Source organism: Escherichia sp. MOD1-EC6300 (genome assembly GCF_002965045.1).
In the GTDB taxonomy this organism is placed as follows: domain Bacteria; phylum Pseudomonadota; class Gammaproteobacteria; order Enterobacterales; family Enterobacteriaceae; genus Escherichia; species Escherichia coli_F.
Genome location: NZ_PTRH01000011.1, coordinates 87,930 through 114,912 on the forward strand (window position 1 = coordinate 87,930; position 26,983 = coordinate 114,912).

At 54.8% G+C, this 26,983-nt stretch carries 27 protein-coding genes; 4 read left to right on the forward strand and 23 right to left on the reverse strand.

Annotated elements, in window-relative coordinates; translation table 11 throughout:
* The 7 genes from yjcO to yjcS form a co-directional block, all read right to left on the reverse strand.
* Positions 1 to 690 (reverse strand): Sel1 family TPR-like repeat protein YjcO, encoded by a 690-nt coding sequence (gene yjcO / locus BGE37_RS17005; RefSeq protein ID WP_000719893.1) that lies wholly within the window; start codon positions 688 to 690, stop codon positions 1 to 3.
* 93 nt (positions 691 to 783) lie between these two features.
* Positions 784 to 2,931 (reverse strand): formate dehydrogenase subunit alpha, encoded by a 2,148-nt coding sequence (gene fdhF / locus BGE37_RS17010; RefSeq protein ID WP_001300547.1) that lies wholly within the window; start codon positions 2,929 to 2,931, stop codon positions 784 to 786.
* 197 nt (positions 2,932 to 3,128) lie between these two features.
* Positions 3,129 to 4,595 carry a multidrug efflux transporter outer membrane subunit MdtP gene (gene mdtP, locus BGE37_RS17015; protein WP_105288246.1) on the reverse strand — a complete coding sequence of 489 codons (1,467 nt, stop codon included), beginning with the start codon at positions 4,593 to 4,595 and terminating at the stop codon, positions 3,129 to 3,131.
* Positions 4,592 to 6,643, reverse strand: a complete 2,052-nt coding sequence (gene mdtO / locus BGE37_RS17020) for a multidrug efflux transporter permease subunit MdtO (protein WP_105277337.1) — start codon at positions 6,641 to 6,643, stop codon at positions 4,592 to 4,594. Before mdtO ends, mdtP begins: the two co-directional genes overlap by 4 nt.
* The gene (gene mdtN, locus BGE37_RS17025) at positions 6,643 to 7,674 is read right to left on the reverse strand and encodes a multidrug efflux transporter periplasmic adaptor subunit MdtN (RefSeq protein ID WP_105277338.1); all 1,032 of its coding nucleotides are present in this window, start codon (positions 7,672 to 7,674) and stop codon (positions 6,643 to 6,645) included. Before mdtN ends, mdtO begins: the two co-directional genes overlap by 1 nt.
* 18 nt (positions 7,675 to 7,692) lie before the next feature.
* Positions 7,693 to 7,968, reverse strand: a complete 276-nt coding sequence (locus BGE37_RS17030) for a YtcA family lipoprotein (protein ID WP_001305715.1) — start codon at positions 7,966 to 7,968, stop codon at positions 7,693 to 7,695.
* A 208-nt stretch (positions 7,969 to 8,176) separates the two neighbouring features.
* Complete coding sequence (gene yjcS / locus BGE37_RS17035; protein WP_105288247.1) at positions 8,177 to 10,162, reverse strand: alkyl sulfatase YjcS; 1,986 nt, start codon at positions 10,160 to 10,162, stop codon at positions 8,177 to 8,179.
* A 252-nt stretch (positions 10,163 to 10,414) separates the two neighbouring features.
* On the opposite strand from yjcS, the gene BGE37_RS17040 reads away from it, so the two are divergent.
* Entirely contained in the window at positions 10,415 to 10,732 is a 318-nt protein-coding gene (locus tag BGE37_RS17040; RefSeq protein WP_001183291.1) for an RpiB/LacA/LacB family sugar-phosphate isomerase, read from the forward strand.
* Positions 10,733 to 10,800: 68 nt separating this feature from the next.
* Positions 10,801 to 11,130 carry a DDRRRQL repeat protein YjdP gene (gene yjdP / locus BGE37_RS17045; RefSeq protein WP_105288248.1) on the forward strand — a complete coding sequence of 110 codons (330 nt, stop codon included), beginning with the start codon at positions 10,801 to 10,803 and terminating at the stop codon, positions 11,128 to 11,130.
* Between the two features lie 34 nt (positions 11,131 to 11,164).
* On the opposite strand, the gene phnP is transcribed toward yjdP, so the two are convergent.
* From phnP to BGE37_RS17130, 16 genes are all read right to left on the reverse strand, one after another.
* Positions 11,165 to 11,923, reverse strand: a complete 759-nt coding sequence (gene phnP, locus BGE37_RS17050) for a phosphonate metabolism protein PhnP (RefSeq protein ID WP_105288249.1) — start codon at positions 11,921 to 11,923, stop codon at positions 11,165 to 11,167.
* Between the two features lies 1 nt (position 11,924).
* A complete protein-coding gene (phnO, locus tag BGE37_RS17055) occupies positions 11,925 to 12,359 on the reverse strand; it encodes an aminoalkylphosphonate N-acetyltransferase (RefSeq protein ID WP_088541545.1) in 435 nt (144 codons plus the stop codon).
* Positions 12,346 to 12,903, reverse strand: a complete 558-nt coding sequence (phnN, locus tag BGE37_RS17060) for a ribose 1,5-bisphosphokinase (protein WP_032185702.1) — start codon at positions 12,901 to 12,903, stop codon at positions 12,346 to 12,348. Before phnN ends, phnO begins: the two co-directional genes overlap by 14 nt.
* Positions 12,903 to 14,039 carry an alpha-D-ribose 1-methylphosphonate 5-triphosphate diphosphatase gene (phnM, locus tag BGE37_RS17065; RefSeq protein ID WP_105288250.1) on the reverse strand — a complete coding sequence of 379 codons (1,137 nt, stop codon included), beginning with the start codon at positions 14,037 to 14,039 and terminating at the stop codon, positions 12,903 to 12,905. The genes phnN and phnM overlap by 1 nt, the downstream gene beginning before the upstream one ends.
* A complete protein-coding gene (gene phnL, locus BGE37_RS17070) occupies positions 14,036 to 14,716 on the reverse strand; it encodes a phosphonate C-P lyase system protein PhnL (protein WP_105288251.1) in 681 nt (226 codons plus the stop codon). The genes phnM and phnL overlap by 4 nt, the downstream gene beginning before the upstream one ends.
* A gap of 179 nt (positions 14,717 to 14,895) precedes the next feature.
* Positions 14,896 to 15,654, reverse strand: coding sequence for a phosphonate C-P lyase system protein PhnK (gene phnK, locus BGE37_RS17080; protein ID WP_001075536.1), 759 nt, complete (start codon positions 15,652 to 15,654; stop codon positions 14,896 to 14,898).
* Positions 15,651 to 16,496: an alpha-D-ribose 1-methylphosphonate 5-phosphate C-P-lyase PhnJ gene (gene phnJ, locus BGE37_RS17085; RefSeq protein ID WP_000002284.1), complete on the reverse strand. Its 846-nt coding sequence runs from the start codon at positions 16,494 to 16,496 to the stop codon at positions 15,651 to 15,653. Before phnJ ends, phnK begins: the two co-directional genes overlap by 4 nt.
* Entirely contained in the window at positions 16,489 to 17,553 is a 1,065-nt protein-coding gene (gene phnI, locus BGE37_RS17090; RefSeq protein ID WP_105288252.1) for an alpha-D-ribose 1-methylphosphonate 5-triphosphate synthase subunit PhnI, read from the reverse strand. The genes phnJ and phnI overlap by 8 nt, the downstream gene beginning before the upstream one ends.
* Positions 17,553 to 18,137 carry a phosphonate C-P lyase system protein PhnH gene (gene phnH, locus BGE37_RS17095; RefSeq protein WP_105288253.1) on the reverse strand — a complete coding sequence of 195 codons (585 nt, stop codon included), beginning with the start codon at positions 18,135 to 18,137 and terminating at the stop codon, positions 17,553 to 17,555. Before phnH ends, phnI begins: the two co-directional genes overlap by 1 nt.
* Positions 18,134 to 18,586, reverse strand: coding sequence for a phosphonate C-P lyase system protein PhnG (gene phnG, locus BGE37_RS17100; RefSeq protein WP_105288254.1), 453 nt, complete (start codon positions 18,584 to 18,586; stop codon positions 18,134 to 18,136). Before phnG ends, phnH begins: the two co-directional genes overlap by 4 nt.
* Positions 18,587 to 19,312 carry a phosphonate metabolism transcriptional regulator PhnF gene (phnF, locus tag BGE37_RS17105; RefSeq protein WP_105288255.1) on the reverse strand — a complete coding sequence of 242 codons (726 nt, stop codon included), beginning with the start codon at positions 19,310 to 19,312 and terminating at the stop codon, positions 18,587 to 18,589.
* 20 nt (positions 19,313 to 19,332) lie between these two features.
* Positions 19,333 to 20,112, reverse strand: a complete 780-nt coding sequence (gene phnE / locus BGE37_RS17110; protein WP_001193492.1) for a phosphonate ABC transporter, permease protein PhnE — start codon at positions 20,110 to 20,112, stop codon at positions 19,333 to 19,335.
* A gap of 126 nt (positions 20,113 to 20,238) precedes the next feature.
* On the reverse strand, positions 20,239 to 21,255 hold the full coding sequence (phnD, locus tag BGE37_RS17115) for a phosphonate ABC transporter substrate-binding protein (protein WP_105288256.1): 1,017 nt from the start codon (positions 21,253 to 21,255) through the stop codon (positions 20,239 to 20,241).
* A gap of 24 nt (positions 21,256 to 21,279) precedes the next feature.
* Positions 21,280 to 22,068 carry a phosphonate ABC transporter ATP-binding protein gene (phnC, locus tag BGE37_RS17120; protein WP_053883866.1) on the reverse strand — a complete coding sequence of 263 codons (789 nt, stop codon included), beginning with the start codon at positions 22,066 to 22,068 and terminating at the stop codon, positions 21,280 to 21,282.
* A gap of 132 nt (positions 22,069 to 22,200) precedes the next feature.
* On the reverse strand, positions 22,201 to 22,644 hold the full coding sequence (yjdN, locus tag BGE37_RS17125; RefSeq protein ID WP_001131334.1) for a VOC family metalloprotein YjdN: 444 nt from the start codon (positions 22,642 to 22,644) through the stop codon (positions 22,201 to 22,203).
* Between the two features lie 239 nt (positions 22,645 to 22,883).
* On the reverse strand, positions 22,884 to 23,219 hold the full coding sequence (locus BGE37_RS17130) for a zinc ribbon domain-containing protein YjdM (protein WP_097330822.1): 336 nt from the start codon (positions 23,217 to 23,219) through the stop codon (positions 22,884 to 22,886).
* A 401-nt stretch (positions 23,220 to 23,620) separates the two neighbouring features.
* Between BGE37_RS17130 and crfC the strand changes: the two genes are divergently transcribed.
* A complete protein-coding gene (crfC, locus tag BGE37_RS17140) occupies positions 23,621 to 25,849 on the forward strand; it encodes a clamp-binding protein CrfC (RefSeq protein WP_105288257.1) in 2,229 nt (742 codons plus the stop codon).
* Positions 25,846 to 26,724 (forward strand): diguanylate cyclase regulator RdcB family protein, encoded by an 879-nt coding sequence (locus tag BGE37_RS17145; protein ID WP_105288258.1) that lies wholly within the window; start codon positions 25,846 to 25,848, stop codon positions 26,722 to 26,724. Before crfC ends, BGE37_RS17145 begins: the two co-directional genes overlap by 4 nt.
* Positions 26,725 to 26,983 lie beyond the last annotated feature (259 nt).

Here is a 26,983-nt window from a genome sequence, read left to right on the forward strand (position 1 = left end):
TTAACCGTTAGTTAATTTTTCAAACTCTTCACACCCGGTATCAAACCCTTCCATACAGCTCAGGTTCAGCCAGTGCAGCGCCTTCTGTTTGTTCTTCTCGATAAAACCTTCTTCACCATTTAAGAACATCATTCCCGCCCAGTACTCGGAATAACCGGTTCGGGAAATCGCAGAGCTGCGTTTGAAATACCAGGTTGCCTTGTCATCGTCGGCCTTAATGCCCACGCCGTTGGCGTAAATCAAACCAAGCAGCATTTGGGCATCGACGGCAGAGTCGTTCTCCAGATCTTCCGAGGCGTTTTCTAACAGCGAAATCGCCTTTGGATAATCCGGTTTACCCGCTTGCGTATTTACCAGAATATGCGCCAGCGTTACTTCACCTTCTTTACTGCCCGCTTGCGCCGCTTTCTCTGCAAGAACTTTTGCTTGTGGATAGTCCAGACTGACCGGATTGGTGATTTTGATCTGCGCCAACAGCGCGCAGGCATCAGCATCACCGCTGTCGGCGGCTTTCTGTGCCCAATATTCGGCTTTGCTCAAATCGCCGGAGCTAAACCAGCTGTCGGCAAGAAAATATTGTGCGCGTCGGTCTCCAGCCTCTGCAGCCTTGAGATACTGACTGCCAGGCTCGGAGCCGTTCGCGTGGGCAAAGAATGTCAAAAACAACATCAATGCGATAATTTTTTTCATTTTGATAATACGATTGGGTAGGGAGTAACCAGTATAAAGAGTTCGAATGGATAAAAAAACAGCCTCCGAAAGGAGGCTGTAGAAAGGACTGTATTACGCCAGTGCCGCTTCGCGCAGGCGAGTTTTCAACTTGTTGTACTCGTCAATCACGTACTGCTCGGCGGCGCGCTGATCGGCGATCGGCTCGACGCGCACGGCGCAGTATTTGTATTCCGGCGTTTTCGTAATCGGGCTTAAGTTTTCGGTAACCAGCTCGTTACAGGCACCAATCCACCACTGGTAGGTCATGTAAATCGCCCCTTTGTTCGGACGATCGCTGACCTGCGCACGGGTGATAATTTTGCCTTTACGCGAGTGCACCCAAACCAATGCCTCATCTTCAATACCCAGACGTTTGGCGTCTTCGGTATTGATTTGTGCGTAGCCAGGTTCATCAGCCAGCGCCGCCAGTGCCGCACAGTTACCGGTCATCGAACGGCAAGAGTAGTGACCGACTTCACGCACCGTTGACAGTACCATCGGATACTCGTCGGTGAGTTTGTCGATTGGCGCTACCCAGTCGCAGGTGAAGAACTGCGCCAGACCGTTCGGAGTATCAAACTTCTCTTTAAACAGATAAGAAGTCCCCTGATCGGCATCTGAAGTATCGCGACAAGGCCACTGAATGAAGCCCAGTTCGCCCATTTTCTCGTAAGTCGCACCGTAGAAATCCGGGCACAGATGACGCAACTCATCCCAGATCTCCTGGGTGTTGTTGTAGTGCATCGGATAACCCATACGGGTGGCGATTTCACTGATAATCTGCCAGTCCGTTTTCAGATCCCATTTCGGTTCAACTGCTTTGAAGAAACGCTGGAAGCCACGGTCAGCCGCAGTAAACACGCCTTCATGCTCGCCCCACGACGTTGACGGTAAAATGACATCCGCCGCCGACGCGGTTTTGGTCATAAAGATGTCCTGAACGATGACCAGTTCCAGATCTTCAAAGGCTTTACGTACTGCCGACAGCTCCGCGTCAGTTTGTAGCGGATCTTCGCCCATAATGTACGCGGCACGCACTTCACCATGCGCTGCGCGATGCGGTAGCTCGCTGATGCGATAACCGGTATGTGCTGGCAGACTCTCTACACCCCAGGCTTTGGCGAATTTCTCGCGGTTAGCCGGATCTTTCACGTACTGGTAGCCAGGGTAAGTATCTGGCAGCGCGCCCATATCGCAGGCACCCTGCACGTTGTTTTGCCCACGAACCGGGTTTACACCCGCATGCGGCTTACCGAGGTTACCGGTCAGCATCGCGAGGCTGGTCAGAGAACGCACGGTTTCCACGCCCTGGTAGAACTGGGTTACACCCATGCCCCACAGGATGGCGGCGCTTTTCGCCTGGGCATACATCCGCGCCGCCTGACGAATCTCACTGGCGCTGACGCCGGTGATATCTTCAACCGACTCTGGCGTGTAGCCTTCAACGATTTTACGATACTCTTCAAAGCCTTCTGTACGGGAAGCGACGAACGCTTTGTCGTACAGATTTTCTTCAATAATGACATGGCCCATTGCATTCAACAGCGCGATATTCGAGCCGTTTTTCAGTGCAATGTGCATGTCAGCAATGCGCGCGGTTTCAATTTTGCGCGGATCGCAGACGATAATTTTCGCCCCGTTACGTTTAGCGTTAATTACGTGATTCGCCACGATAGGGTGGGAATCCGCCGGGTTGTACCCGAAAACGAACACTAAATCGGTATTATCAATTTCGTTAATAGCATTGCTCATTGCGCCATTACCGACCGATTGGTGCAGACCTGCAACCGATGGGCCGTGTCAGACACGAGCGCAGCAATCAACGTTATTGGTACCAATAACGGCGCGCGCAAATTTTTGCATTACATAGTTGGTTTCGTTACCCGTACCACGCGAGGAGCCGGTCGTCTGGATGGCATCCGGACCGTACTTCTCTTTGATGGCGCTCAGGCGCTCGGCAACGTAATTCAGTGCCTCATCCCAGGAAACAGGTTCGAGTTTGCCGCCACGCTGGCGACGAATCATGGGGGTTTTCAGGCGCGGGGTCAGGATCTGGGTATCGTTAATGAAATCCCAGCCATAATACCCCTTCAGACACAGGGTACCCTGGTTGGTTTTGCCCTGCGCTGCCTCCGCCCGGACGATTTTGCCGTTATCGACGACCAGGTTGATTTTGCAACCTGATGCGCAATAGGGGCAAACCGTGACGACTTTTTTCATCGGTCTCGCTCCAGTTAATCAAATCACGCATACGCGCTCTCGACTACAGTATGCATCTTTTATGCCACATTTTATTTGGGGTCATTCCCTGATATTACGGGCACTATTTGTTCAAAACTCTGACGAAAAACAGGCTGTCGTCAGTTTTGACGTGACGAAACGAAATACCGCGTGACAGCCATCACGCGGCTGACATTTTATTTTTTCTCGACGACGGGAGCCGCCTGATACCCGCCACCCAGCGATTTCATCAACTGAATGCTTTGGATCACCCGGCGGCTGTCCAGCATCAGTAATGACATCTCTTCGGCAAGCACCGGCAACTGGGCTTCGGTGGCCTGTAAGCGACTGGTTAAGCCTCGTTGGTAGGCGGCGTCGGCAGCGCGCTGGGTGAAGCGCGTTGCTTCTACGCGTTCTGCCTGCATCTCCCGCTCGTCGTTGAGCGTTTGCAGACGCGTGCCGTTGACTGCAACGTCGCGCACCGCATTCAGTACTGACTGGTTGTAACGTTCAATCATCATGTTGCTGGCGGCGCGCGTGCCTTCGAGATTGGCATTCAACCGTCCACCATCAAACAGCGGTAATTTCAGACCAGGAATGAAATTGAACTGGCGACTGGTTTTTTTGAATAAGGTATCCAGGTGGATGGCATCAAGGCCGAAAAATGCTTTGATATCAAAGCTCGGGTAGAACAGCGCCCGCGCGGAATCCACCTGATCTAATGACGCCTGAACATACCAACGCATGGCTTGCAGATCCGGGCGTCTGGCGAGCAACTCATAAGAGAGTGTCGCCGGAATACCGGTCTGGACTTGCGGTAATGCCACCGCTTTGATCTCCGGCATATCGCTGGCTCCTGCGCCAATCAATGCACGCAGAGATTCTCGCGTTTCGGTGATTTGCCCTTTAACGGCAGCAATTTGTTTATCGACCGCCAGAATCTGCGCCCGCGCGCCGTGGAAAGGCACTTGCGCTTCCAGGCCGTGCGCCACTTTGCTCTGGTGCGCTTTCACCGCGTAATCAATCACATCGCGAGTTTGTTCTAACAGATCGAGCATCTGATAGCTGGCCTGCATACTGTAATAAAGCTGCGCTACGCCCGTGGTCAGCGATAGCTCTACTGCTGCGGTTTCTGCCAGCGCTGCATTATGCGCGCCAATGGCGGCGGCAACCGCTGAGCGATGCACACCCCACAAATCAAGATCCAGTCCGGCAAACAAACCGACTGTGGCTTCCGTATAGTACGGCCCGTCCATACCCAGTGCTGGCGCATCCATAGCATAAGGGCTTAAAAAGCCGTTCGCCGAGACACGTTGGCGGTTGAGCATCCCTAACGCTGCGACCTGTAATTGTGAACCGGCATCTAACAAATCGGCCTGCGACTGCGCTTTTTCTTCCCGCAGTTTCGCTTCGGCGAGGGTGTGTGAACCACTTAGCGTCCGTTGGATCAAAGCATCCAACTGCGGGTCATTGAGTTGTTTCCACCACTGCGCCTGCGGCCAACCGGAGCTGGCAAGATGAATATCATCGGCCAGTTTGATTTGTTCCGGTTTGAGCTGTTGATGAGGCGCAGAATCCTTACGTACCAGGGCACAGCCGGAAATCAGCGTCGTGCTGCCGAGAATGCTGCACAACAGCAGGCGTGAAAGTTGACGATTGATCATTGCGTGGCTCCTTGTGCCTGTTCCGTGGCGGGCGTTAATGCCGGGGCTGTCCAGTCTGGCAAGCGGGCGAAAAGCTGGCAGACGTGTTGCTCCTGTTTTAATAAGGTCGGCAGAATGGCCTGCGAGGCGGGTGTTTCTTCAAGCGTTATTTGAGGAGAACGACTGAATGCGCTTGCCAGGCCGGCGGCGTATTTCTCCAGTGCGTCGGCAAACAGGCCTGCTCTGTCCGGCTGTAGTGCGTTATCCAGCGCCTGCGCCGAGTTCCAGGTTGCATCCCAGGCGTGAAGAATATCGCGGCCCTGACGAATAACCGTTTGCGAACGTTCAATCAGTAACGCGCGTTCTTCGCTGTCCAGTTGACGCTCCAGCGCCACGCGTTGGCACATCTCTTCACAGGCATTAAACGCCGCATGCAGACCTATACGAATTTGCAGATAAGTGCGCAGAGCCGTGACTTCCTGCTGGCGTGGGATCCGCATTACTTTACTCAACATACCCAGCGCGCCAGCCAGTTTTTGCGGCAGTGTGCGCGCTTCACTTTCAGGCCAGACAAAGGTGTAAATCACCGCGGACACCACGGTACCAATGATGATACCCAGGGCGCGATCGCGAATTTCCACCAGGTCGTACACCGGGCCAAAAACGTTTTCGAGCGTGGCGAGCGCGAAGGTGACCACCATCTGTGTGCCGATATAAGAAGAGCGTTCAGAGCTGGTGGCAATCCATGCGCCTAACAGGAAAATCGGTGCCAGCACAAATAGCAATTCGACAATATTGTCCAGCCAGGGCATGACCAGTAGCGTGAATAACAGCGCCAGAATTGCGCCGGAAAAAGCCCCGCCAAAACGCAACACCATCTTCTGGTACGACGAACCGACATTGGGGTTAGCGACGATCACGCAGGTCAGCATACAGGTGTGAATGCCTTCCCAGTCCACGCCGCTGTAGAAGGTGTAACAGATCAAACAGGCGAGCAGCGTTTTTACCGCGTAGCGCATATAGTCTGGATTGGTAAAAGCATCGGCGACCATTGATGGCGGTTTGGCGGCGGGCGTTGGCGGCGTATTTGGGTCCATCTGACCCAGTTGCAACAATGTCTGGCAGATATTCTCCAGGTTACATTCCCGTGCCGCCATCGCTTCACTTTCAGTGATCCGCCAGTCGCTTTGCCAGCGCTGACCTTCGGCAATGGCATGCTGCAGTTTGTTGATTTCTGAGGCTAATTTTTGCCGAAATTCAATAATTGCCTGAGAATCAGCAAAAGAGGTGGGATCGTAGCGATTCAGCGTCGAGTAAATGTAGGTTACCGTTGCCACGCAGCTTTGCCACCATGCGCTCTGAGTTCGCCAGTTGGCATCGTCCGCGAGGCAAAAGACATTGAGTTTTTGCAGCGCCAGCGCCTCTCTTTCAATCCGCGTTTCGGGTAGCGGTGCGAGGCTGTCCGTCAGGTGGCTAATGGCATCATCAAGCCGATCATTAAGCACCTGATGCATCTGCGTGATAGCACGGCTGGGAAACCACAGCACGCCGATTAACGTCATCAATAACGTCGGGTAGAGGCCGACAACGATACACCACAGCGTTAAGCGCACGACCACTTCCGGATAGTCGAGCATGGCGGGGAAGGTTTGCCCGTAAATAGCGACAATGGCGACGGCGAAAAAGACCAGCCCCAACCGATGGGTGCGCATCAAAAACATACAGCCCATCAGGATCGGTCCGGCAATGATCAATCGGATCAACGGTTCGCCATATGACCATTTGTAGATCAAAAACAGGCTGGCGATTTCCAGCATCGTGGCGACCACAAACAAGATCGCGACAAATTTGGTGTAAAACGCGTTCGACTGAATACCGTAAAACAGCACTGCCAGTGATAACGCCACAAAAGGGATCTCAAAAGTCATCGAGATCAGAATCACCAGCAAGCAGCCTACCCAGAGTTGCATAGTCTGCGGCACGCGGCCTGGTCGCCGCTCGCTTAACTCTTCATGAAAGAACGCCAGCAGCCTGACCACCGGTAATGGCAGGGAGTTGAGCGCGCTCATTATTGCGGCTCAAGATTAGCGACTGCCGAAGCGCCGATGCGGAACATTTCCGGGTCAGGTTTTTCAACCATGATTTTGACCGGAAAACGCTGGGCAACGCGGACCCAGTTAATAGAACGAGACACTTTCGGCAGGCCGCCCAGCACCAGACCGCCGTCATCCGGTAGCACGCCGTAGCCAATCGAATCCACTTTACCCTCGAAGGTTTTGCCGCTGTCGCTCATCAGGCGAATCGTTGCGGGTGTACCCGAGCGAATATTTTTCAGATCGGTTTCGCGGAAGTTGGCGATCACGTACCAGTGACGAGTGTCGATTAGGGTGAAAATAGGGCGCATGGCAGAAGCAAATTGCCCAACCGAGGTTTTGAGGGAAATGACTCGGCCATCAAACGGCGCGCGAACGGTCGCCATTTCCAGATGCAGTTTCGTCAACGCAATATCCGCTTCCACTGCCGCACGTTGCGCCACCAGCGCATCCACGCCGCTGACGGCGCTGGCGGCTGACTGCGCCTGCAACAATACGGCATTAAGATCTGCTTCTGCGGCGCGCTGCGCCGTTCTTGCACGGTCAACGTCTTCCGCTGAGACGAAACCTTCTTTCAGTAATGGCTCGGTGCGGCGTAATGTATCACTGGCCTGTTTCGCGGCGGCACGGGCTTTTTCTACCGTGGCATTAACCGAGTCGGCACCAAACTGTTGTGCGTCAACGCTACGCTGGGTGAGCATAATTTGCTTATCCAGCGCCGCGAGGGAGGCTTCGGCTTTCGCCAGATTGGCTTCGTACGGGCGCGAGTCGATGCGGAACAGCAAATCGCCCTGTTTCACCGCCTGGTTGTCGGTGACCGCCAGTTCTACAATGCGACCGCTGACTTCCGGCACCACATCAATGGTATCTGCTGACGCGTAGGCGTCATTAGTTGATGGCGCACTGTCTACGCGCCAGATAACGAAAACAAGGGCAACCAGCGCCAACGCAACCACTAACAGAGCAGGGAATTTACTGCGAGGAGCTTTTTTCGGCGTACTTTCCATGAGCGCGTCTCAAATAGATTAGAAAAATGCCAGCCAGAACAGCATGGCGTAGAGAGCAAAAAGGGCGGTATAAATAATTCCGACAAATGCCAGATTGATATTTGCCCGCTGAATAATTCGCCTCGTGATGAGCGTCAAAATAAGGCTGGCAATGGCGCAGAAAAACCAGCTGGGATAATAAGCGCCGATCACCGGGATTGCCGGAGATAATGAGCATCCCGAAACCATGAAGACGGGAATTATCCAGGCTGTTTTTTTGAGTTGCATCGCCATGCGAGAGAGAACTGTTGGCATATTAAATACATCCTGTCTGCTGCGAACAATATCTGTAGTGAATATCAATATCCATTGAAGGCGTCAGTATGGCTATTTTCTCGATGAATAAAAATAGCTTTATTCAGCCACCGCATTCATAACTTATATATTTTATGTATTAATTGGTTGTATGTATTTTTAAAATAAATACTTTTGGGGGCTTAAGCGCCCCCAAAAGTGAGTGGCATTAATTTGGGGTTACGATATTCACCCACAAATCGAAATTATCCAGACAGGCAATAATTTCTTCCAGTTTCGCGCCATTGCCAATAATTTTGGCTTTCTTCGCTTTTACCAGATCCGCCATTTTGGCTTGTCCGGTCAGCACGGCGTGAAGATCTTCACGGCTGATGTAGAAAGAGGCGTTGGCTTCAGGTTGCAGCGTTTTACGGTAGTTAAGCACGCTATCGTTCAGCGTCAGGTTGAGGTTATCGCCGTTGCTCATATTGAAGTTCAGGCTGATATTCTTACCTGCGGCTTTCGCGCTATCGAGGCGAACGGCCATAAAGTCGAACAGCATTTCGACCGACATCCCGCGAAGGGTGTCCGGAGAACCCGTGGTGCCGTGGCTGAACTTATGCACCCCTTCGCGCAGCTCTTTTGCGCCGGTCAGGTAGAAACCGCGCCAGGTGGCGGACTCGGCCTGATAGCCCAGCTGTTCAAAGTTATTCGCTTGCAGATTCTTCGCCACCTGGTCACCCGGATTGGCGGCAATCACCTGTTTCAGCAACTCTGCTGACCAGCGGTAATCCCCTTGCTTGTTCGCTTCTTGCGCCAGGTTGATGACACGGGCGGAACCGCCCAGCGCTTTCACGTAACGTTTGCCCATCTCCACCTGACCGTACGGATGTAGGTTAGCTGGATTGCCGTCATAATAGCCGAGATAGAAGTTATACACTGCACGGGCGTTGTGGCTAACAGAACCGTAATAGCCGCGGCTGGCCCAGTTATTGGCAAGCGCAGGTGGCAGCTTAATCATGTCGCCAATTTCATTCATGGTGTAACCCTGGTTCGCCAGGTGCAGGGTCTGGTCGTGAATGTATTTGATAGTATCGCGATATTTACCAATATAATCATTGATATGCTTATTGCCCCAGACCGGCCAGGTGTGCGGCATAAACAGTACTTCCGCGTCGTTACCCCACATATCCAGCGTTTCGTTCAGATACTCTGTCCACTTGCTGGTATCGCGGGTTTTCGCGCCGCGCAGGGTGTAGAAGTTGTGCAGGGTATGCGTGGCGTTTTCGGCGGTACACAGGGCTTTCAGGGCCGGAATATAGAAGTGCATTTCGGCTGGCGCTTCGCTACCCGGAGTCATCAGGAAGTCAAACTCCAGGCCGTCGATAATCATCTTCTCGCCAGTTCTGACAATCGTTTTGGTTGGCGCAATAATGCTCGGGTCGCCCGTTGCCAGCGTCACGCCCAGGCCGTTGCCCACGTTGCCTTGCGCGTTGTGCGGCAGTAACAGACCGTAAGAGTAGAGCGCACGGCGGCTCATGATGTTACCCGCCAGCACGTTTTCGCTGATGGCTTCGTCCATAAAGCCTGCCGGAGCGATCACCTGCACTTTGCCAGATTTAACATCCGCTTCAGAGATAATGCCTTTCACACCGCCATAATGGTCGGCGTGGCTGTGGGTGTAAATAACAGCAACAATCGGTTTTTGCGGACGATGCTGGAAGTAAAGGTCAAGTGCGGCTTTTGCGGCAGGCGGCGTCACCAGTGGGTCGATAACAATAATGCCTTTCTCGCCCTCAACGAATGTAATGTTAGAGATATCCTGGCCGCGCACCTGATACATTTTATCGGTGACTTTGAACAGACCAGAAATGCCGTTGATCTGCGACTGACGCCACAGGCTGGGGTTTACGGTTTCCGGCGCAGCGGCATTAATATCAAATTTGTAATCATTCGCGCGGTAGTAAACTTTGCCATTCGCATCGCGCAGAATACCTTCATCCAGCAGCGGGGCGATAAATCCGCGCTGGGCATCGTCAAAATCCTGACGATCGCTAAACGGTAATGATTTGGCGTAATTCTGATTAACCTGTTGGGTATATTGAGTGGCGGCTTTCGCTTCATCTGTTGCGTGAGCGGTATTTACCATCATGCCGCTGGCGGCAGTTAACGCAATAACAATCCTGCTCAAACGGAATAACCGAGAGTTATTCATATAAATCTCCATTTATCATTTGTGTCGTAAATATGTAATCCATGCAAAATACGTCATTTAAAGCTGGCGTTATCATAATTGGGAAATTGCGATTTTAATAAGTGGAAGTGTGAGCGGAACGAGCCATTTTATTAGGCATTTGTGCTGAAGAGGGAAAAGTACGCGAATTTATTATCTCTGTAAATAATATGAGGTGTTTTATATATTTATTATATATATTGTACTTCGGCAAATACTGAGCACAATTAATCAATGCAACCGGTGTTTCTTATTAAAAAACGTACCGGAGCAATGGGCGGTCATGTCGCTGGCACCGCAGGATTCTGCGTTGCTGTGCCAGCCTTTTATTCATGGTCAATGAGTGAGGGGATTGATAAAGAAACCAGGTCGTCAGAGCGCACTGATTATCCGCATTACGCCAGTGAAGTTGCACTGGCTTTTGGTTCACGAGTGGTTGGCCTCGAACTGGCAAAAATGATTGTGGATGCGTGGCTGGGCGCGCAGTACGAAGGCGGTCGTCATCAACAACGCGTGGAGGCGATTACGGCAATAGAGCAGCGGAAAAATTGAGATTCATCCACTACTTGCATGGATGAGTAATGACTAATGTGGATAGAGTTTCTTTTTGAGGTTGGCTAATGAAACGTTTTCCGCTATTTCTTTTATTCACCCTGCTCACGCTGTCCACCGTTCCGGCCCAGGCCGATATTATCGACGACACCATTGGCAATATTCAGCAGGCGATTAACGATGCTTATAACCCTGACCGTGGGCGAGACTATGAAGATTGGCGCGACGACGGCTGGCAGCGTGAAGTGAACGACGATCGGCGCAGACAATATGAAGATCGCCGCCGCAAGTTTGAAGATCGCCGCAGGCAGCTGGACGATCGCCAGCGCCAGCTGGATCAGGAGCGTCGGCAGCTAGAAGATGAAGAGCGGAGAATGGAAGATGAGTATGGGCGGTGATGTTGAGTTTAGAGCAGGCATCGCCCCTCACCCATCACTCCACCCCAATCTCCATCCCATCAAACCCCGCCTCAAACCCTGACGGCAGTATGTTCTCCATCAGCCACGCATCAAACTGATGGCTGATATGTGTCAGAACCACGCACGGCGAGCGGATAACTTCATTCAGCGCCAGCACGGTGTTTAAATCACAGTGATTGCGTGGCGAATTCGCGCGCGGTGGGTGGCTGCAATCAATCACCATTACCTGTGGCTGATTATTGCATAAAAATTTCACCGTTTTTTCCGGCAGGCCTGCGGTGTCAGACAGCCACGCCACCCGGCTATGTGCCGTTTCCAGTAGATAGCCGAAAGTGAGTTTCGAATGGTTGAGCGGCAGCGGCGTGACCTGTAATCCCTGCAAATCAAACATCACAAATGGCTCCACCGTGTGGCTGAAATCAAGCAGGCCCGGATGTTTAAACAGATCGTCGCAGCCCTGTTCATCCGGCGGGCCGTAGACCGGGATCGAATCGCCCACGCCCCAGCGCAGCGGAAACAGCCCCTGCACGTGATCCATATGGTAGTGCGTCAGCAAAAACTGCTGGAACGATCCGGGCGACCAGCGATCGGCGAGATCGTGCAGTCCGGCGTCGATCAGGGTGATCGCGTCGTTAAACTTCACGACGCCGCTGCATGGCTGGCGGCGATACTGCGGTGAGCGCCGCGCTCTGGCGCAGGCCGCGCACTCACAGCCCCATGCGGGAACACCCTGTGCGCCGCCAGTGCCAGTAAGTGTGAGGGTCAGGCTCATGTTACAGCGCCTTGGTGAAGCGGAAGTGGCTCTGCTCGTAGCCTTCGCGCAGATAGAAACGGTGCGCGTCGTGGCGCTTGACGTTGGTGGAAAGCTCGGTCATTTCGGCCCCGGCCTGGCGGGCTTCTTCTTCGGCCCATGCCAGTAATTTACTGCCGACGTTCAGACCGCGCGCCTGCGGCATCACCACCAGTTCCTGAATTTCGCCGATCCAGTTGACATGATGCAGATGAAACTGCAAATGCAGGCCGATCATGCCGACAACTTCGCCTTCCAGCAGCGCCAGATGGTAGCGCATGTTCGGGTCGCGCAGGTTGGCGTTAAAGCCCACGCGAAACGCATGGTGGTCAAACTCCGCCTGTTTTAGCTCACAAATCAGCGCGTAAACCGCGTCGGTGTCGTACTGCGTGGCCGGACGAAGCTCACAAGCAGGCATGGTGTTTCTCCTTCTGATGAATCAGCGTCAGCAGCTTGTCGACCGACTGGCGCAGGCTGCCGTCATTATTGAGCGTAAGACAATCCTGAGGAGTATAGCGGGCAGCGCGCGCCAGCCGGGCGTTAATTTCACTGGCATTTTCACGACCACGGTTTTCCAGACGCTGGCGCAGGATCTCCGGTGACACCTGTAAACAGATAGGCAGCAGAGCCGATTGATAGCGCGCCCGCGCCTGCGGCAAATGCGCGCGTGAGCCGTTGACCACCACGTCGAATCCGGCGTGTAGCCAGAGGTCAATCTCGACGCCGATGCCATAATACAGGCCGTTGGCGTGCCAGCTTAAGGCCAGAAGGTTCTGCCCCGCGCGGGTAAAAAACTCCTGCTCGCTCAGGGCGATATGGTTTTCACTTCCGGCGCTGGCGGCGCGCGTGATGTAGCGATGCGCTACCAGTAGCTGAGTTTGTTCCCGCTGGCGGAGTTCCGTCAACAGACTGTCTTTTCCGGAGCCAGAGGCCCCCATTAACCAAATCAGTTTTCCCGTCATCAGAACACCCTTTTACCCTGACGCCAGACGTGATCGATATGAATGTGGTTGCCCTTGCGATGCGCCAGCACCAGGTCGGCGCGTTTGCCCTCGCCAATCACCCCGCGATCCTGAAGATTAAGCGCCTGCGCCGGATTTTTAGTCACCAGCTTCACCGCCTGCGGCAGCGTAAAGCGGTTGCTCTCGTCATCGGCGACGCGAAATGCCGCATCGAGCAGGCTGGCGGGGTAGTAGTCGGAAGAGAGGATATCCAGCAGGCCAAGCTGTGCCAGTTCGCTTGCCGCCACGTTGCCGGAGTGCGAACCGCCGCGCACAATATTCGGCGCGCCCATCAATACATTCATGCCATGCTTGCGCGAAGCTTCCGCCGCTTCGAACGTGGTGGGAAATTCGGCGATTACGCTGCCAAGCTGGTGGGATTCGGCAACGTGCTCGTGCGTAGCATCATCGTGGCTGGCGAGGGCAATTTGTCGCGCGCGGCATATTGCGGCGATGGTTTCGCGATTCGGCTGCGACCAGCGTGCGGCAAGCGCCAGTTGTTCCTCTTCGTACTGCTGCATCTGCGCATCGGTGAGCGAGTATTTGCCCTGGTAATATTCGCGATACTTCTCGCGATTGGCGAACTGGCGCTGGCCCGGCGAGTGGTCCATCAGCGACACCAGCGTGACCGGCTCGCGCTGCACCAGTTTTTCAAACAGCGGCAGCGTAGTGTGATGCGGCAGTTCACAGCGCAGGTGCAGACGGTGCTCGGCGCGGTTGACCCCGCGTTTCTGCGTCTCTTCGATGGCGTTGATCATCTTCTCCAGATTCTCCAGCCGATCGCCGCCGTCGCGCACGTCGCCAATCGCCACGGCATCCAGCACCGTGGTGATGCCGCTCGCCACCATCAGCGCGTCGTGGCTGCTCATCGCTGAGTGGGCAGGCCAGTCCACTTTCGGGCGCGGAGTGAAGAATTTATCGAGGTTGTCGGTATGCAGCTCAATCAGCCCCGGCAGCAGCCAGCCACCTTCGCCGTCCATCGCTTCTGGCAGGCGGCTCTGGCTTTCGGCAAAGGCGCGAATTTCGCCGTCCTGCACCTCCAGCGAACCGTGTACCACTTCGTTTTCCAGCACCAGTTTGACGTTATTGATAATCATGCAGAGGCTCCCATTGGGTGGAGGCGGTCGGCGACGTCATTGCGTACGGCTTCGTCGTGGAAGATGCCGACGATGGCTGCGCCGCGGGTTTTAGCTTCGCGGATCAGTTCCACCACCGCGGCGCTGTTTTTGGCGTCCAGCGAGGCAGTAGGTTCGTCGAGCAGCAGAATGGGGTAATCGACGATAAAGCCGCGCGCGATGTTGACGCGCTGCTGTTCGCCGCCGGAGAAGGTCGATGGCGCCAGGTGCCACAGACGTTCCGGCACGTTCAGGCGGGTGAGCAGACGGGCGGCTTTAGCGGCGCAGGCTTCACGCGGAACGCCGGTATCGAGCAGCGGCTGCATTACCACTTCCAGCGCCGAAATACGCGGGATGACCCGCAGAAACTGGCTCACCCAGCCGACGGTGGTTTTGCGGATTTCCACCACTTTGCGCGCTGGCGCGGTGACCAGGTCTACCCACTCGTCACCATGTTTGATCTGAATTTGCCCTTCGTCGGGCAGATAGTTAGCGTACAGCGAGCGCAGCAGGGTTGATTTGCCGCTGCCGGAATGGCCGTGGAGCACCACGCATTCGCCCGCGTTGACGGTGAGCGAGGCGCGTTGTAAGACGGGCAGGCGCACGCCGTTTTGTTGGTGCAGGATGAAGGTTTTACTGACGTTTTCGACGCGGATCATTTTGGCCTCTTCGTGTTTTTGCCGGATGGCGGCTGCGCCTTATCCGGCCTACAAATGAATCAATATCAATGTATTACGATGGTTTTGTAGGCCTGATAAGCCGGATGGCGGCTACGCCTTATCCGGCCTACATGTACCGTAGGTCGGGTAAGCGCAGCGCCACCCGACACAAGCAAGGCTCAATTCTGCAAAACCGATGACACCAGCAGCTGGGTATACGGGTGATGCGGGTCGTCGAGCACGCGGTCGGTTAACCCACTCTCCACCACTTGCCCTTGCTTCATCACCAGCAAACGGTCCGCCAGCAGGCGGGCGACGCCCAGATCGTGGGTGACAATCACCACCGCCAGGTTCAGCTCCACCACCAGACCGCGCAGCAGATCGAGCAGGCGCGCTTGCACTGATACATCCAGCCCGCCGGTCGGTTCATCCATAAACACCAGCTTCGGATGCGTCACCAGGTTGCGGGCAATCTGCAAACGCTGCTGCATACCGCCGGAAAAAGTGGTCGGCAGGTCGTCGATCCGGTTGGCGGGAATCTCCACCTCTTCCAGCCACTTCTGCGCGGTGGCGCGAATATCGCCGTAATGACGCGCCCCGGTCGCCATCAGCCGTTCGCCGATATTGCCGCCTGCCGAGACCTGGCGACGCAGGCCGTCGAGCGGATGCTGATGTACCACGCCCCATTCGGTGCGCAGTAAACGGCGGCGGTCGGCTTCGCTCATGCCATAGAGGGAACGGTTTTCATAGCGAATCTCCCCCTGCTGCGGCGTCAGGCGCGCGGAGATTGATTTCAGCAGCGTGGTCTTCCCGGAACCGGATTCCCCGACGATGCCCAGCACTTCCCCCGGCCATAAATCAAAAGAAACGTCGCTGAAGCCTTTGCCCGGTGCGTAGAGGTGGGTCAGGTTATTGACCGAAAGTAACGGTTGATTCATTGGCTTTTCGCCTCGCTCTGTTGGCGGCAATAATCGGTATCGGAACAGACAAACATGCGGTTTCCGGCGTCATCCAGCACCACTTCATCGAGATAGCTGTGGGTCGATCCGCAGATGGCGCAGGGTTCATCCCACTGCTGAACGGTGAACGGATGATCGTCGAAATCGAGGCTTTCCACGCGGGTAAACGGCGGCACCGCATAAATACGCTTCTCGCGCCCCGCGCCAAACAGTTGCAGGGCGGGCATCATGTCCATTTTCGGGTTATCAAATTTCGGGATCGGCGATGGGTCCATTACGTAGCGTCCGTTCACCTTCACCGGATAGGCGTAGGTGGTGGCGATATGACCGAAGCGGGCGATATCTTCATACAGTTTCACCTGCATCACGCCGTACTCCTCCAGCGCGTGCATAGTGCGGGTCTCCGTTTCGCGCGGCTCGATAAAGCGCAGCGGTTCGGGGATCGGCACCTGGAAAATAATGATCTGATCTTCGGTCAGCGGCGTTTCGGGGATGCGGTGGCGCGTCTGGATAAGCGTCGCATCATCCGTACGTTCAGTGGTGTTTACCCCGGTCACGCGCTTGAAAAAGTTGCGAATTGATACGGCGTTGGTGGTGTCATCCGCGCCCTGGTCAATCACCTTCAACACGTCGCTTTCGCCAATCACGCTGGCGGTAAGCTGGATACCACCAGTTCCCCAGCCGTATGGCATCGGCATCTCGCGCCCGCCAAACGGCACCTGATAACCGGGGATCGCCACCGCTTTTAAGATGGCGCGGCGGATCATACGTTTGGTCTGCTCGTCGAGGTAGGCAAAGTTGTAGCCGCTCAGATTAGCCATGGTTCTGCTCCTGTTGCAGACGTTTGAGTAGCTCCAGTTCGGCCTGGAAATCGACGTAGTGCGGGAGTTTGAGGTGCGAGACAAAGCCTGCGGCTTCGACGTTGTCGGCATGCGCCAGCACGAACTCTTCATCCTGCGCCGGGCCTGTCGCGTGCTCGCCGTACTCCGGGGCTTGTAGAGCGCGGTCAACCAGCGCCATTGCCATCGCTTTGCGCTCGCTCATGCCGAACACCAGCCCGTAGCCGCGCGTGAAGTGCGGCGGCTCATCCGGCGGGTCGATAAAACCGTTGACCATTTCACACTCGGTCATCAGCAGTTCGCCGATGTTCACCGCAAATCCCAGCTCTTCCGGCACAATAGACACGTCGATATAGCCACTGCGGATTTCGCCTGCGAACGGGTGATTGCGTCCGTAACCACGCTGGGTGGAGTAGGCCAGCGCCAGCAAATAGCCTTCGTCTCCGCGCATGAGCTGCTGCAAACGGGAAGAACGTGAGCAGGGGTAAACCGGCGGCGTGCGGGTGATGTCGTCCGGCTGTGCGCCGCTATCCTCTTCAAACTTCGCCAGCCCCTGACGCGCCAGCAGGCTGAAAACGTGCGGCGATGGGGCTTGCTCGCTGTCGGCGGTGGTCAGCGTCGGCGCTTCGCCATTCGCCAGCAGGGTGAAATCGAGCAGGCGATGGGTGTAGTCGTAGGTCGGGCCAAGCAACTGGCCGCCGGGAATGTCTTTATAAACCGCCGAAATACGGCGTTCGAGCCGCATCTCGGTGGTGTCGAGCGGCTCGCTCACCGCCAGCTTTGCCAGCGTCGTGCGGTAGGCGCGCAACAGGAAAATCGCTTCAACGTTATCGCCGCTGGCCTGTTTCAGCGCTAGTGCCGCCAGTTCACGGTCGGCAATGCCGCCTTCGGTCATCACGCGATCCACCGCGAGATTAAGCTGCTGTTCAATCTGGGCGACGCTCAGTTCAGGCAAATCAGTATCGCCCCGGCGTCGGCTCTCTTGCAGGGCGTGGGCGGCGTCGATCGCCTTTTCGCCCCCTTTCACGGCAACGTACATCAGCACACCTCCACATGAGTGGTTCGCGGGATAGCCAGCAGGCGCTCGCCGCAGGTCAGGATCAGGTCGATGCCGAGCGGGAACGGGTGCGGGCGCTCGGTGAGTTCGTGCAGAATGCACTCCGGCAGTTGCGGGGCGATCATCCGTTCTTCGGCAATACCCGCGCCGGTGAGGCGCAGCATGCGTCCGCCGCTCAGGCTGGTGACCTGTAAAATCAACGTCGCACCGGCTTCCGGCGCAACGGCGGTGCCGATGGAAAGGGCGTTGAGCTGCTCGCTGGCAATCGCCTCATCCGTCACTGCGAAGGTCGCCTGTTCCGGCTGATTGACCAGCGGCGCGTTGGTATGAAAACGCAGGCTCTGGCTGACGATATCGTTACTTAATGGCGCAGAAAGCCACACCGGCGTGTCGTTATCGGCCAGCGTCAGCAGCACGCTGGTGGTGGCGATATTCAGCGGCTGCCAGCCGCGTTTGAGTTGATGCAGGGCGACAATCACGCCCGGCTCGCTCATGGCCTTTAACAGGCGACGAAAACTGTGCTGGGCATCCTGCACGGGAAGCATAAAAGCGGTTTCCAGGGTCATGCGTTGTCTCCGCGAACCATCGTAAAGAAGTCGACCCGACTGGCGTTCACTTCGGCCTGGCGTGCGGCAATGCGTGCCATACGGTCAGCGTCCAGCGGGGCAATAAGGGTTTCTGATAAGTTTTGAAAGTGGCGAGATTGCTGCATCAGCGCGTCAATCAGCGCGCAGCGTTCGGCGTGCTGTTTGTCGCGCCCCAGCACCCAGCTGTAGCCGAGCGTGCCGTCAGTAAGGCGTACAGCGGCGCGGGTGAGCGTAGCGTCGCCAGCAAAAAAGCGTTCGCCGGTGCCACCCATTCGCGCCTGAATCTGTACCAGGCCGGTTTCGGCGGCGCGGATCATGTCATAGTCGGCGGTGATGTTTAGCGCTTTAAGGCGGTTAGCCAGTTCAGCCGGTTGGCTGTGCGCCAGCACGGACATCCAGTGCTGGCGGGTCGCGGTATCTGCGTGCATTCAGTGCTCCATGGTGAATTCAATCATGTCGGCGCGCGTCAGGCTGACGGAGTACTCCGCCGGGCTGCTTTCACCGTCACGGTGGTTAAGGGTGCGCACGCACAGCAGCGGCGACATATTCGGAATTTCAAGACGCTGGCACTCTTTGGCCTGGGCGCGGCGGGCGCTGATCCGCGTCTGGCTGCGGCGCAGCGCAATTCCCGTTTGCTCGTGCAAAAAATCGTGCAGCGAGCCGCTGTCGAAGCGTTGCAGCGTCGGCCAGAGAGTGAGGTCCGCAAAGTAGTGGTCGATTAAACAGAGTGCGACGCCGTTGACCCGACGCAGGGTGCGCAGGTGGATAACGTTCTCGCCCTCGGTTATCCCCAGCGCGTCAGCGACGTGGCCGGAGGCCGGGCGCAGCACCGACAGCAGTTTTTCGCTGGTGGGATGGCTACCCTGATCCAGCAGGTTCTGGCTAAAACGCGCCTGGGCGTTGAGCGGGTAATCGAACGGGCGCATCAGCACCAGCACGCCGACGCCCTGACGGCGCTGTACCCAGCCTTTTTCCACCAGTTGGTCGATGGCGCGGCGCAGGGTGTGGCGATTCACCTCAAAGCGTGCCGCCAGTTGATGCTCGGCGGGAAGATAGTCGCCGCAGCGGTAGTGTTGACGAAGCTCCTGCTCAAGTTTTGCGGCTATCTCCTGATAGCGTGTTGGGTAGCTGGTCGGATGTGTAGACAAGTGCATAGCTATCAATGCCTCGCTTATCAGATAAAGTGCTTACGCAACCGTTGAGAGAGGAAATCCAGCAGGCTGACCGTGACGATAATCAGCACCATCAGGGCGCAGGTTTGCTGGAACTGGAAACCGCGAATCGCTTCCCACAGCGTGACGCCGATCCCGCCAGCGCCGACCATGCCAACAACGGTGGCCGAACGGACGTTGGATTCGAAGCGATAGAGGGAGTAGGAGATCAGCAGCGGCATCACCTGCGGCAGCACGCCATAGAGGATCTCTTCGAGCTTGTTGGCACCAGTGGCGCGAATACCTTCCACCGGGCCGGGTTCAATTGCTTCTACCGCTTCGGAAAGCAGTTTGGAGAGCACGCCGGTGGTGTGGATAAACAGCGCCAGTACGCCAGCGAACGGACCGAGACCGACGGCGACCACGAACAGCATGGCGAAGACCATCTCGTTAATGGCGCGGCAGGCGTCCATCAGGCGGCGAACGGGCTGGTAAACCCACCACGGCACCAGGTTTTCGGCGCTCATCAGGCCGAAGGGGATGGAGAGAACGACTGCCAGCGCAGTGCCCCAGACGGCGATTTGCAGCGTGACGGCCATTTCGGTGAGGTAATCCTGCCACTGGCTGAAATCGGGCGGGAAGAAGTCGGCGGCGAACGTCGCCATGTTGCCGCCGTCTTTAATCAGCGTGAGCGGGGCCATTTCCGCGCCCTGCCACGAGACGACCAGTACGGCGAGAACAACGGCCCAGCTGAAGATCGAGAACCAGCTGCGCTTGGGTGGGGCGATGGTGATGGTTTGCATGTTTGGCTCCGTTTAATGTTTTCTCCCTCTCCCTGTAGGAGAGGGCCGGGGTGAGGGCATCAGCGTGCGTATTTCCCCCCTCACCCTAACCCTCTCCCTCAAGGGAGAGGGGACCGATCGAGCACATTACTGCACCGCTTTACTCACCGAACTCATTGCGCTTAACGCGTTGTTCAGGCGGTCCAAATCATCCAGTTGCGCCTGAATGGCGGTGGTTTTTGCCAGCTTGTCCTGCTCATTCAGTCCCTTATTGCCTTTCACGCCCTGCATCTCTTTAAACAGCGCGAGCTGGCGAATTGGCACCAGTTGCAGGTCGCTGGAGGCGCGGAACGGGGCCCAGCCCAGGCGCTCCAGCACCGCTTTCTCTTCCGGCGTTTTGCCGTAGTTCATAAAGAAGTCGTAGATCTTGTCTTTGGTGGTTTCGGAAAGATTTTTGCGCCAGACGATCGGATCGCCTGGGATCAGCGGCGATTTCCAGATCACCTTCAGTTCTTTGAGCTTCTCCGGTGCGGAGGTTTTCAGCTTGTCGAGGTTCTCGGTGTTGTTGGTCGCCACATCCACCTGCTTGTTGGCGACGGCCAGCGCGTTGGTTTCATGCCCGGCGTTGACGGTGCGCTTGAAGTCGCTGGCGGAGATATTGTTTTTGGCGAAGACGTAGTAGCCGGGGACGAGGAAGCCAGAGGTGGAGTTAGGATCGCCATTGCCAAAGGTGAGATCTTTACGCTTCGCCAGCAGATCGTTCAGGTTGTTGATCGGACTGTCTTTGTTGACGATCAACACGCTCCAGTAACCCGGCGATCCATCCGCCGCGACCGTCTGGGCGAAGACCTGACCGTTGGCGCGATCCACCGCTTCCATCGCCGACAGATTGCCGTACCAGGCGATATCCACTTTATTGAAGCGCATCCCCTGGATAATGCCCGCGTAGTCCGGAGCAAAGAAGGCGTTGACCTTTACGCCCAGTTTCTTCTCCATATCTTGCAGGAAAGGCGTCCATTGCGGTTTCAGGTTTTGCTGTGATTCCGTTGAAATAATGCCGAAATTCAGCGCCTTTTCCTGCTCTTCGGCGTGTGCCGGGCTGAACAGGGTGCTGAGGCTGAACATGCTGGTGAAGGCCAGCGAGGCAATTATCTTAGCGTTCATTCGTTTTCCTCAATGATGGGGATGTCAGGCAGCTTTCGCGTTCTCTTCGACGCGGTTAATGCTGCGGTAGAGATGGTCAAAACGTTCGTTATCAAACTGTTGGCTGCTGCCGTCGTAGAAGACGTGCCCCTGGCGCAGGGCGACGATGCGTTCGCAGTAGCGCAGGGCGTAATCCACCTGATGCAGCGTCACCACCACGGTGATGCCGTCGTTCTGGTTGATGTCGCGCAGGGTATCCATCACGATGCGGGCCGATTCCGGGTCCAGCGAGGCGATGGGTTCATCGGCCAGAATCACCTTCGCCTGCTGCATCAGCGCACGGGCTATCGCCACACGCTGCTGCTGGCCGCCGGAGAGCGTGGAAACGCGCTGATGGGCAAAGTGCACCATCCCAACGCGAGTCAGTGCCTGTAACGCACGCTGTTTCTGCTCGCGGGTGAACCAGCTAAAACAGGTACGCCAGAACGGCGTGCTGCCGAGCGCGCCAATCAGCACGTTCTCCAGTACGCTCAGGCGATTCACCAGGTTGAATTGTTGGAAGATGTAGCCGGTGTTGGCGCGGCTTTTGCGGATATCGCGGGCCAGGCGGCCATTTTGCTGGACGGTGCGGCCCAGCAGTTCGACGCGGCATTCTGGCTTTTTATCGCCGACAATCAGGCCGCTTAAGTGACGTAAAAGGGTGGATTTGCCGGAACCCGACGGCCCAAGCAGAGCCACCATTTCACCGTGATGAATGTTCAGATCAACCGCGTGCAGCGCCTGATGCTGATTGAAGGTTTTGCTCAGTTGTTCGACGCGGATAATCGTTTGCATGATGCAGCCTCCCTAAAAAAGTGGCTCCATCGTGGCGGATTATCGTGACGATTTTGTTAACTAAAAGTGACTAACAGATGAAGAGTTAACGGGAATTCGATGACAGTGCGGGAGGGCGGGCCTCCCGGCGGGTTAGTGCGTTGGTTGTTGTTTGACGACATTAATCATCCACGGTACGCCAAATTTATCGGTGACTTTGCCGAAGCCATGCGCCCAGAAAGTTTCCTGCCAGGCCATTTCGATTTTTCCGTTAGCGGCAAGGTTGTCAAACCAGCGTTTTCCTTCTTCGACCTGTTGCGAATCGAGTACCAGCGTAAAGCCGGAGTAGCTGGCTTTTCCTGACGGTATGGCATCGCTCATCATGATGTCGCTTCCGGCAATGCGCACGTTGGCATGAGCGATGGCGGTATCGGGAAATTGCATTCCGGAAGGGCAGTTCTCGGCGCTGTCCTGCGCTGATTTCGGCATTTCGCCGAAGCTGATTTTATAAAGCAGTTCCGCGCCCAACGTGCGTTGATAATAGGCAATCGCATCGGAACAGTTACCAGCAAAAGAGAGGTAGGGACTTAACGGCATGATGGTGACCTCAGTTAAGAGAAGCCAGTTAAGTGTAGTTCGAAAATTATACAGATGAGCGGGGGCTGATAAGACTCGGTAAGCGTCGCATTAGGCACCGTTGCCGGATGGTGCGAGAATTTGTAGGCCTGATAAGACGCGCGAGCGTCGCATCAGGCAGTCGGCACCGTAGCCGGATGCGGCGCGAGCGCCTTATCCGGCCTACCGATCATGTGCCAATATTACATTGAGCAATACAATCAGTTCTTTTTCACAAACTCAGATTTCAGTTTCATCGGACCAAAACCGTCGATTTTGCAATCGATGTTGTGGTCGCCTTCAACCAGGCGAATGTTTTTCACTTTGGTACCGATCTTCAGCATCGAAGAGCTACCTTTCACCTTCAGATCTTTAATGATGGTAACGCTGTCGCCGTCAGCCAGCAGATTGCCGTTAGCATCTTTAACGATCAGCTCGTCGCTTTCCTGTGCAGGTTCTACGTCGTTCCATTCGTAGGCACATTCCGGGCAGATGTACATGCCGTTATCTTCGTAGGTGTATTCGGAGTTGCATTTTGGGCAGTGTGGTAATGACATGTGGATTTCCTCAAAAGTCAGCAGGGCAAAAGCGCCAAAAAACGGCAGATTGCCGAAAAAGGCCGCAATTATACACAAAATCCCTGAGTTTGTCGGGGGTACTGCTGATTTTAGACGACGATCGTTTTCATTTGAAAGGAAACGCAAAAAGAAAATAATCTTTTTGCCTCCATTTATTATTTAAGATAAGGTTAATGCTCTACTTGTTCTTTTTTTAATTCAAATGATATTTTTATCTTTCTGACGTTTTAAACGTATCGGAAGACGTTATTTATTCTAATAAAAAACAACACTCTAAATATAAAATTATTTCTTGCAGTAATTATAAAAGCCGAAAACAGAACTCAAAAACAATCTGGCTAAATAAAAGTAATAAAATTTGCTTTAAGGAAAAATTTTCTATGTACACACAGACCCTGTATGAGTTAAGTCAGGAGGCTGAACGCCTGTTACAGCTTTCTCGCCAACAGTTGCAGTTACTGGAAAAAATGCCTCTCTCTGTACCCGGAGACGATGCGCCACAACTGGCTTTACCCTGGAGTCAGCCTAATATCGCCGAACGTCACGCGATGCTGAATAATGAGTTGCGTAAAATTTCCCGACTGGAAATGGTGCTGGCGATTGTCGGTACTATGAAAGCAGGGAAATCAACCACCATTAATGCCATTGTTGGTACGGAGGTTCTGCCTAATCGCAATCGCCCAATGACTGCGCTGCCGACGCTTATTCGTCATACGCCCGGGCAAAAAGAACCGGTACTGCATTTTTCACATGTCGCGCCAATCGACTGTTTAATTCAACAATTACAACAGCGCCTGCGTGACTGCGATATTAAGCATCTGACCGATGTGCTGGAAATAGATAAAGATATGCGTGCGCTTATGCAGCGGATCGAAAATGGCGTCGCTTTCGAAAAATATTATCTGGGTGCCCAGCCTATTTTTCATTGTCTGAAAAGTTTGAATGATTTGGTGCGACTGGCGAAGGCGCTGGACGTCGATTTTCCTTTTTCTGCTTACGCCGCCATTGAGCATATTCCCGTGATTGAAGTGGAGTTTGTCCATCTGGCGGGGCTGGAGAGTTATCCCGGTCAGTTGACGTTACTGGATACCCCTGGGCCAAATGAAGCCGGGCAACCGCATCTGCAAAAAATGCTTAACCAGCAGCTGGCTCGCGCCTCGGCGGTACTGGCGGTGCTGGATTATACGCAACTGAAATCGATCTCCGATGACGAGGTCCGTGAGGCGATTTTGGCGGTGGGGCAATCGGTGCCGCTGTATGTGCTGGTCAATAAGTTCGATCAACAGGATCGTAACAGTGACGACGCCGACCAGGTGCGGGCACTGATTTCCGGGACGCTGATGAAAGGCTGTATTACGCCACAGCAGATATTTCCAGTGTCGTCGATGTGGGGCTACCTGGCGAATCGGGCGCGTAATGAGTTAGCCAACAACGGTAAGTTACCCGCGCCAGAGCAACAACGCTGGGTGGAAGATTTTGCCCATGCCGCGCTCGGCAGGCGCTGGCGTCATGCCGACCTGGCGGACCTCGAACATATTCGTCATGCTGCCGATCAGTTGTGGGAAGATTCGCTGTTCGCCCAGCCAATTCAGGCGTTGCTTCATGCCGCTTACGCTAACGCCTCGTTGTATGCTCTGCGATCTGCCGCGCATAAACTGTTGAATTACGCGCAGCAGGCGCGGGAATACCTGGATTTTCGTGCGCACGGGTTAAACGTCGCTTGTGAACAATTGCGGCAAAATATCCACCAGATCGAAGAAAGTTTGCAGCTATTTCAACTCAATCAGGCTCAGGTGAGCGGCGAGATTAAACATGAAATCGAGCTGGCCCTGACCTCCGCCAACCTCTTTCTGCGTCAACAGCAAGATGCGGTGAATGCCCAGTTAGCCGCGTTGTTTCAGGATGATTCGGGGTCATTAAGCGAGATTCGTACCTGCTGTGAGACACTGTTACAGACGGCGCAGAACACCATCAGTCGCGACTTTACGCTGCGTTTTGCCGAGCTTGAATCCACTCTTTGCCGGGTGTTAACCGATGTTATTCGGCCCATTGAGCAACAAGTCAAAATGGAATTGAGCGAGTCAGGGTTTCGTTCTGGGTTTCATTTTCCTGTTTTTCACGGCGCAGTTCCCCACTTCAACACTCGCCAGCTGTTCAGTGAAGTCATTTCGCGCCAGGACGCAATGGACGAGCAGAGCACGCGTTTAGGCGTTGTGCGTGAGACTTTTTCGCGCTGGTTGAATCAGCCCGACTGGGGACGGGGAAATGAGAAATCCCCGATAGAGACGGTTGATTACAGTGCGTTGCAACGAGCATTAAGCGCAGAAGTCGATCTTTATTGCCAACAAATGGCTAAAGTTCTGGCAGAGCAGGTCGATGAATCTGTTACGGCAGGCATGAATACTTTTTTCGCTGAGTTTGCTTCATGTTTGACGGAATTACAGACGCGTTTACGCGAAAGTCTGGCTCTGCGTCAACAAAATGAATCGGTGGTCAGGCTGATGCAGCAGCAATTGCAGCAGACTGTGATGACTCATGGCTGGATTTACATCGACGCTCAGCTGTTACGCGATGATATTCAAACACTTTTCACGGCAGAACGATATTGACCAAGACGTTACTTGACGGCCCCGGTCGTGTGCTGGAGTCGATTCATCCCCGCTTTTTAGTGGATCTGGCGCAGGGCGATGATGCCCGCCATCCACAAGCCCATCAGCAGCAGTTTCGTGAACGACTGATGCAGGAACTTCTTGCGCGCGTACAGCTTCAGTCATGGACGAACGGCGGCATGTTAAATGCGCCGCTTAGCCTGCGTCTGACATTGGTGGAAAAACTGGCGTCGATGCTGGATCCCGGTCATCTGGCGCTGACGCAGATCGCGCAGCATCTGGCGCTGCTGCAAAAAATGGATCACCGCCAGCACTCTGCTTTCCCGGAGCTCCCCCAGCAAATTGCCGCCTTGTATGAGTTGTTTTCAGCCCGTTGTCGCTGGAAGGAAAAGGCGTTAACGCAACGAGGATTACTGGTACAGGCCGGTGATCAGAGTGAGCAAATTTTTACCCGCTGGCGTGCTGGTGCGTATAACGCCTGGTCGTTGCCTGGGCGCTGTTTTATCGTTCTGGAGGAGTTGCGCTGGGGGGCATTTGGCGATGCCTGCCGTCTGGGAAGCCCGCAAGCGGTGGCGTTGTTGCTTGATGATTTGCGCGTGAAAGCGACACAACATCTGGCAGAGAGTATTAATGCGGCAACGACCACTCGTCACTATTACCATCAGTGGTTTACCTCTTCAACCGCCCCGACGGGTGGGGATCATGCTGATTTTTTAAGTTGGCTGGGAAAGTGGTCCACGGCAGATAAACAACCCGTTTGCTGGTCAGTGACCCAACGCTGGCAAACTGTCGCACTGGGGATGCCACGACTCTGTTCAGCGCAGCGTCTGGCGGGGGCAATGGTCGAGGAAATCTTCTCTGTAAATTTGGTGTAAATAATCAGTTACATCAATGACTCCTAAACGAAAACCATGTGTGAAGTTGATCACAAATTTAAACACTGGTAGGGTAAAAAGCTCATTAACTGCCCAATTCAGGCGTCAACTGGTTTGATTGTACATTCCTTAACCGGAGGGTGTAAGCAAACCCGCTACGCTTGTTACAGAGATTGCATCCTGCAATTCCCGCTCCCCTTTTGCGGCCGTCGCGCTGATTTTTCTGGCGTTTGCGGAAATGGGCCAACTCTGCGAGGAA

Bases quoted from the DNA above. Each gene is read 5' to 3' on its own strand.
- crfC (WP_105288257.1), top strand. From the start codon at position 23,621: ATGTACACACAGACCCTGTATGAGTTAAGTCAGGAGGCTGAACGCCTG.
- yjcO (WP_000719893.1), bottom strand. From the start codon at position 690: ATGAAAAAAATTATCGCATTGATGTTGTTTTTGACATTCTTTGCCCAC.
- phnD (WP_105288256.1), bottom strand. From the start codon at position 21,255: ATGAACGCTAAGATAATTGCCTCGCTGGCCTTCACCAGCATGTTCAGC.
- phnO (WP_088541545.1), bottom strand. From the start codon at position 12,359: ATGCCTGCTTGTGAGCTTCGTCCGGCCACGCAGTACGACACCGACGCG.
- phnC (WP_053883866.1), bottom strand. From the start codon at position 22,068: ATGCAAACGATTATCCGCGTCGAACAACTGAGCAAAACCTTCAATCAG.
- mdtP (WP_105288246.1), bottom strand. From the start codon at position 4,595: ATGATCAATCGTCAACTTTCACGCCTGCTGTTGTGCAGCATTCTCGGC.
- yjdP (WP_105288248.1), top strand. From the start codon at position 10,801: ATGAAACGTTTTCCGCTATTTCTTTTATTCACCCTGCTCACGCTGTCC.
- phnL (WP_105288251.1), bottom strand. From the start codon at position 14,716: ATGATCCGCGTCGAAAACGTCAGTAAAACCTTCATCCTGCACCAACAA.
- yjcS (WP_105288247.1), bottom strand. From the start codon at position 10,162: ATGAATAACTCTCGGTTATTCCGTTTGAGCAGGATTGTTATTGCGTTA.
- yjdN (WP_001131334.1), bottom strand. From the start codon at position 22,644: ATGCCGTTAAGTCCCTACCTCTCTTTTGCTGGTAACTGTTCCGATGCG.
- mdtN (WP_105277338.1), bottom strand. From the start codon at position 7,674: ATGGAAAGTACGCCGAAAAAAGCTCCTCGCAGTAAATTCCCTGCTCTG.
- phnH (WP_105288253.1), bottom strand. From the start codon at position 18,137: ATGACCCTGGAAACCGCTTTTATGCTTCCCGTGCAGGATGCCCAGCAC.
- BGE37_RS17030 (WP_001305715.1), bottom strand. From the start codon at position 7,968: ATGCCAACAGTTCTCTCTCGCATGGCGATGCAACTCAAAAAAACAGCC.
- phnJ (WP_000002284.1), bottom strand. From the start codon at position 16,496: ATGGCTAATCTGAGCGGCTACAACTTTGCCTACCTCGACGAGCAGACC.
- phnM (WP_105288250.1), bottom strand. From the start codon at position 14,039: ATGATTATCAATAACGTCAAACTGGTGCTGGAAAACGAAGTGGTACAC.
- phnE (WP_001193492.1), bottom strand. From the start codon at position 20,112: ATGCAAACCATCACCATCGCCCCACCCAAGCGCAGCTGGTTCTCGATC.
- phnG (WP_105288254.1), bottom strand. From the start codon at position 18,586: ATGCACGCAGATACCGCGACCCGCCAGCACTGGATGTCCGTGCTGGCG.
- phnN (WP_032185702.1), bottom strand. From the start codon at position 12,903: ATGACGGGAAAACTGATTTGGTTAATGGGGGCCTCTGGCTCCGGAAAA.
- phnF (WP_105288255.1), bottom strand. From the start codon at position 19,312: ATGCACTTGTCTACACATCCGACCAGCTACCCAACACGCTATCAGGAG.
- BGE37_RS17040 (WP_001183291.1), top strand. From the start codon at position 10,415: ATGCAACCGGTGTTTCTTATTAAAAAACGTACCGGAGCAATGGGCGGT.
- phnP (WP_105288249.1), bottom strand. From the start codon at position 11,923: ATGAGCCTGACCCTCACACTTACTGGCACTGGCGGCGCACAGGGTGTT.
- phnK (WP_001075536.1), bottom strand. From the start codon at position 15,654: ATGAATCAACCGTTACTTTCGGTCAATAACCTGACCCACCTCTACGCA.
- mdtO (WP_105277337.1), bottom strand. From the start codon at position 6,643: ATGAGCGCGCTCAACTCCCTGCCATTACCGGTGGTCAGGCTGCTGGCG.
- BGE37_RS17130 (WP_097330822.1), bottom strand. From the start codon at position 23,219: ATGTCATTACCACACTGCCCAAAATGCAACTCCGAATACACCTACGAA.
- phnI (WP_105288252.1), bottom strand. From the start codon at position 17,553: ATGTACGTTGCCGTGAAAGGGGGCGAAAAGGCGATCGACGCCGCCCAC.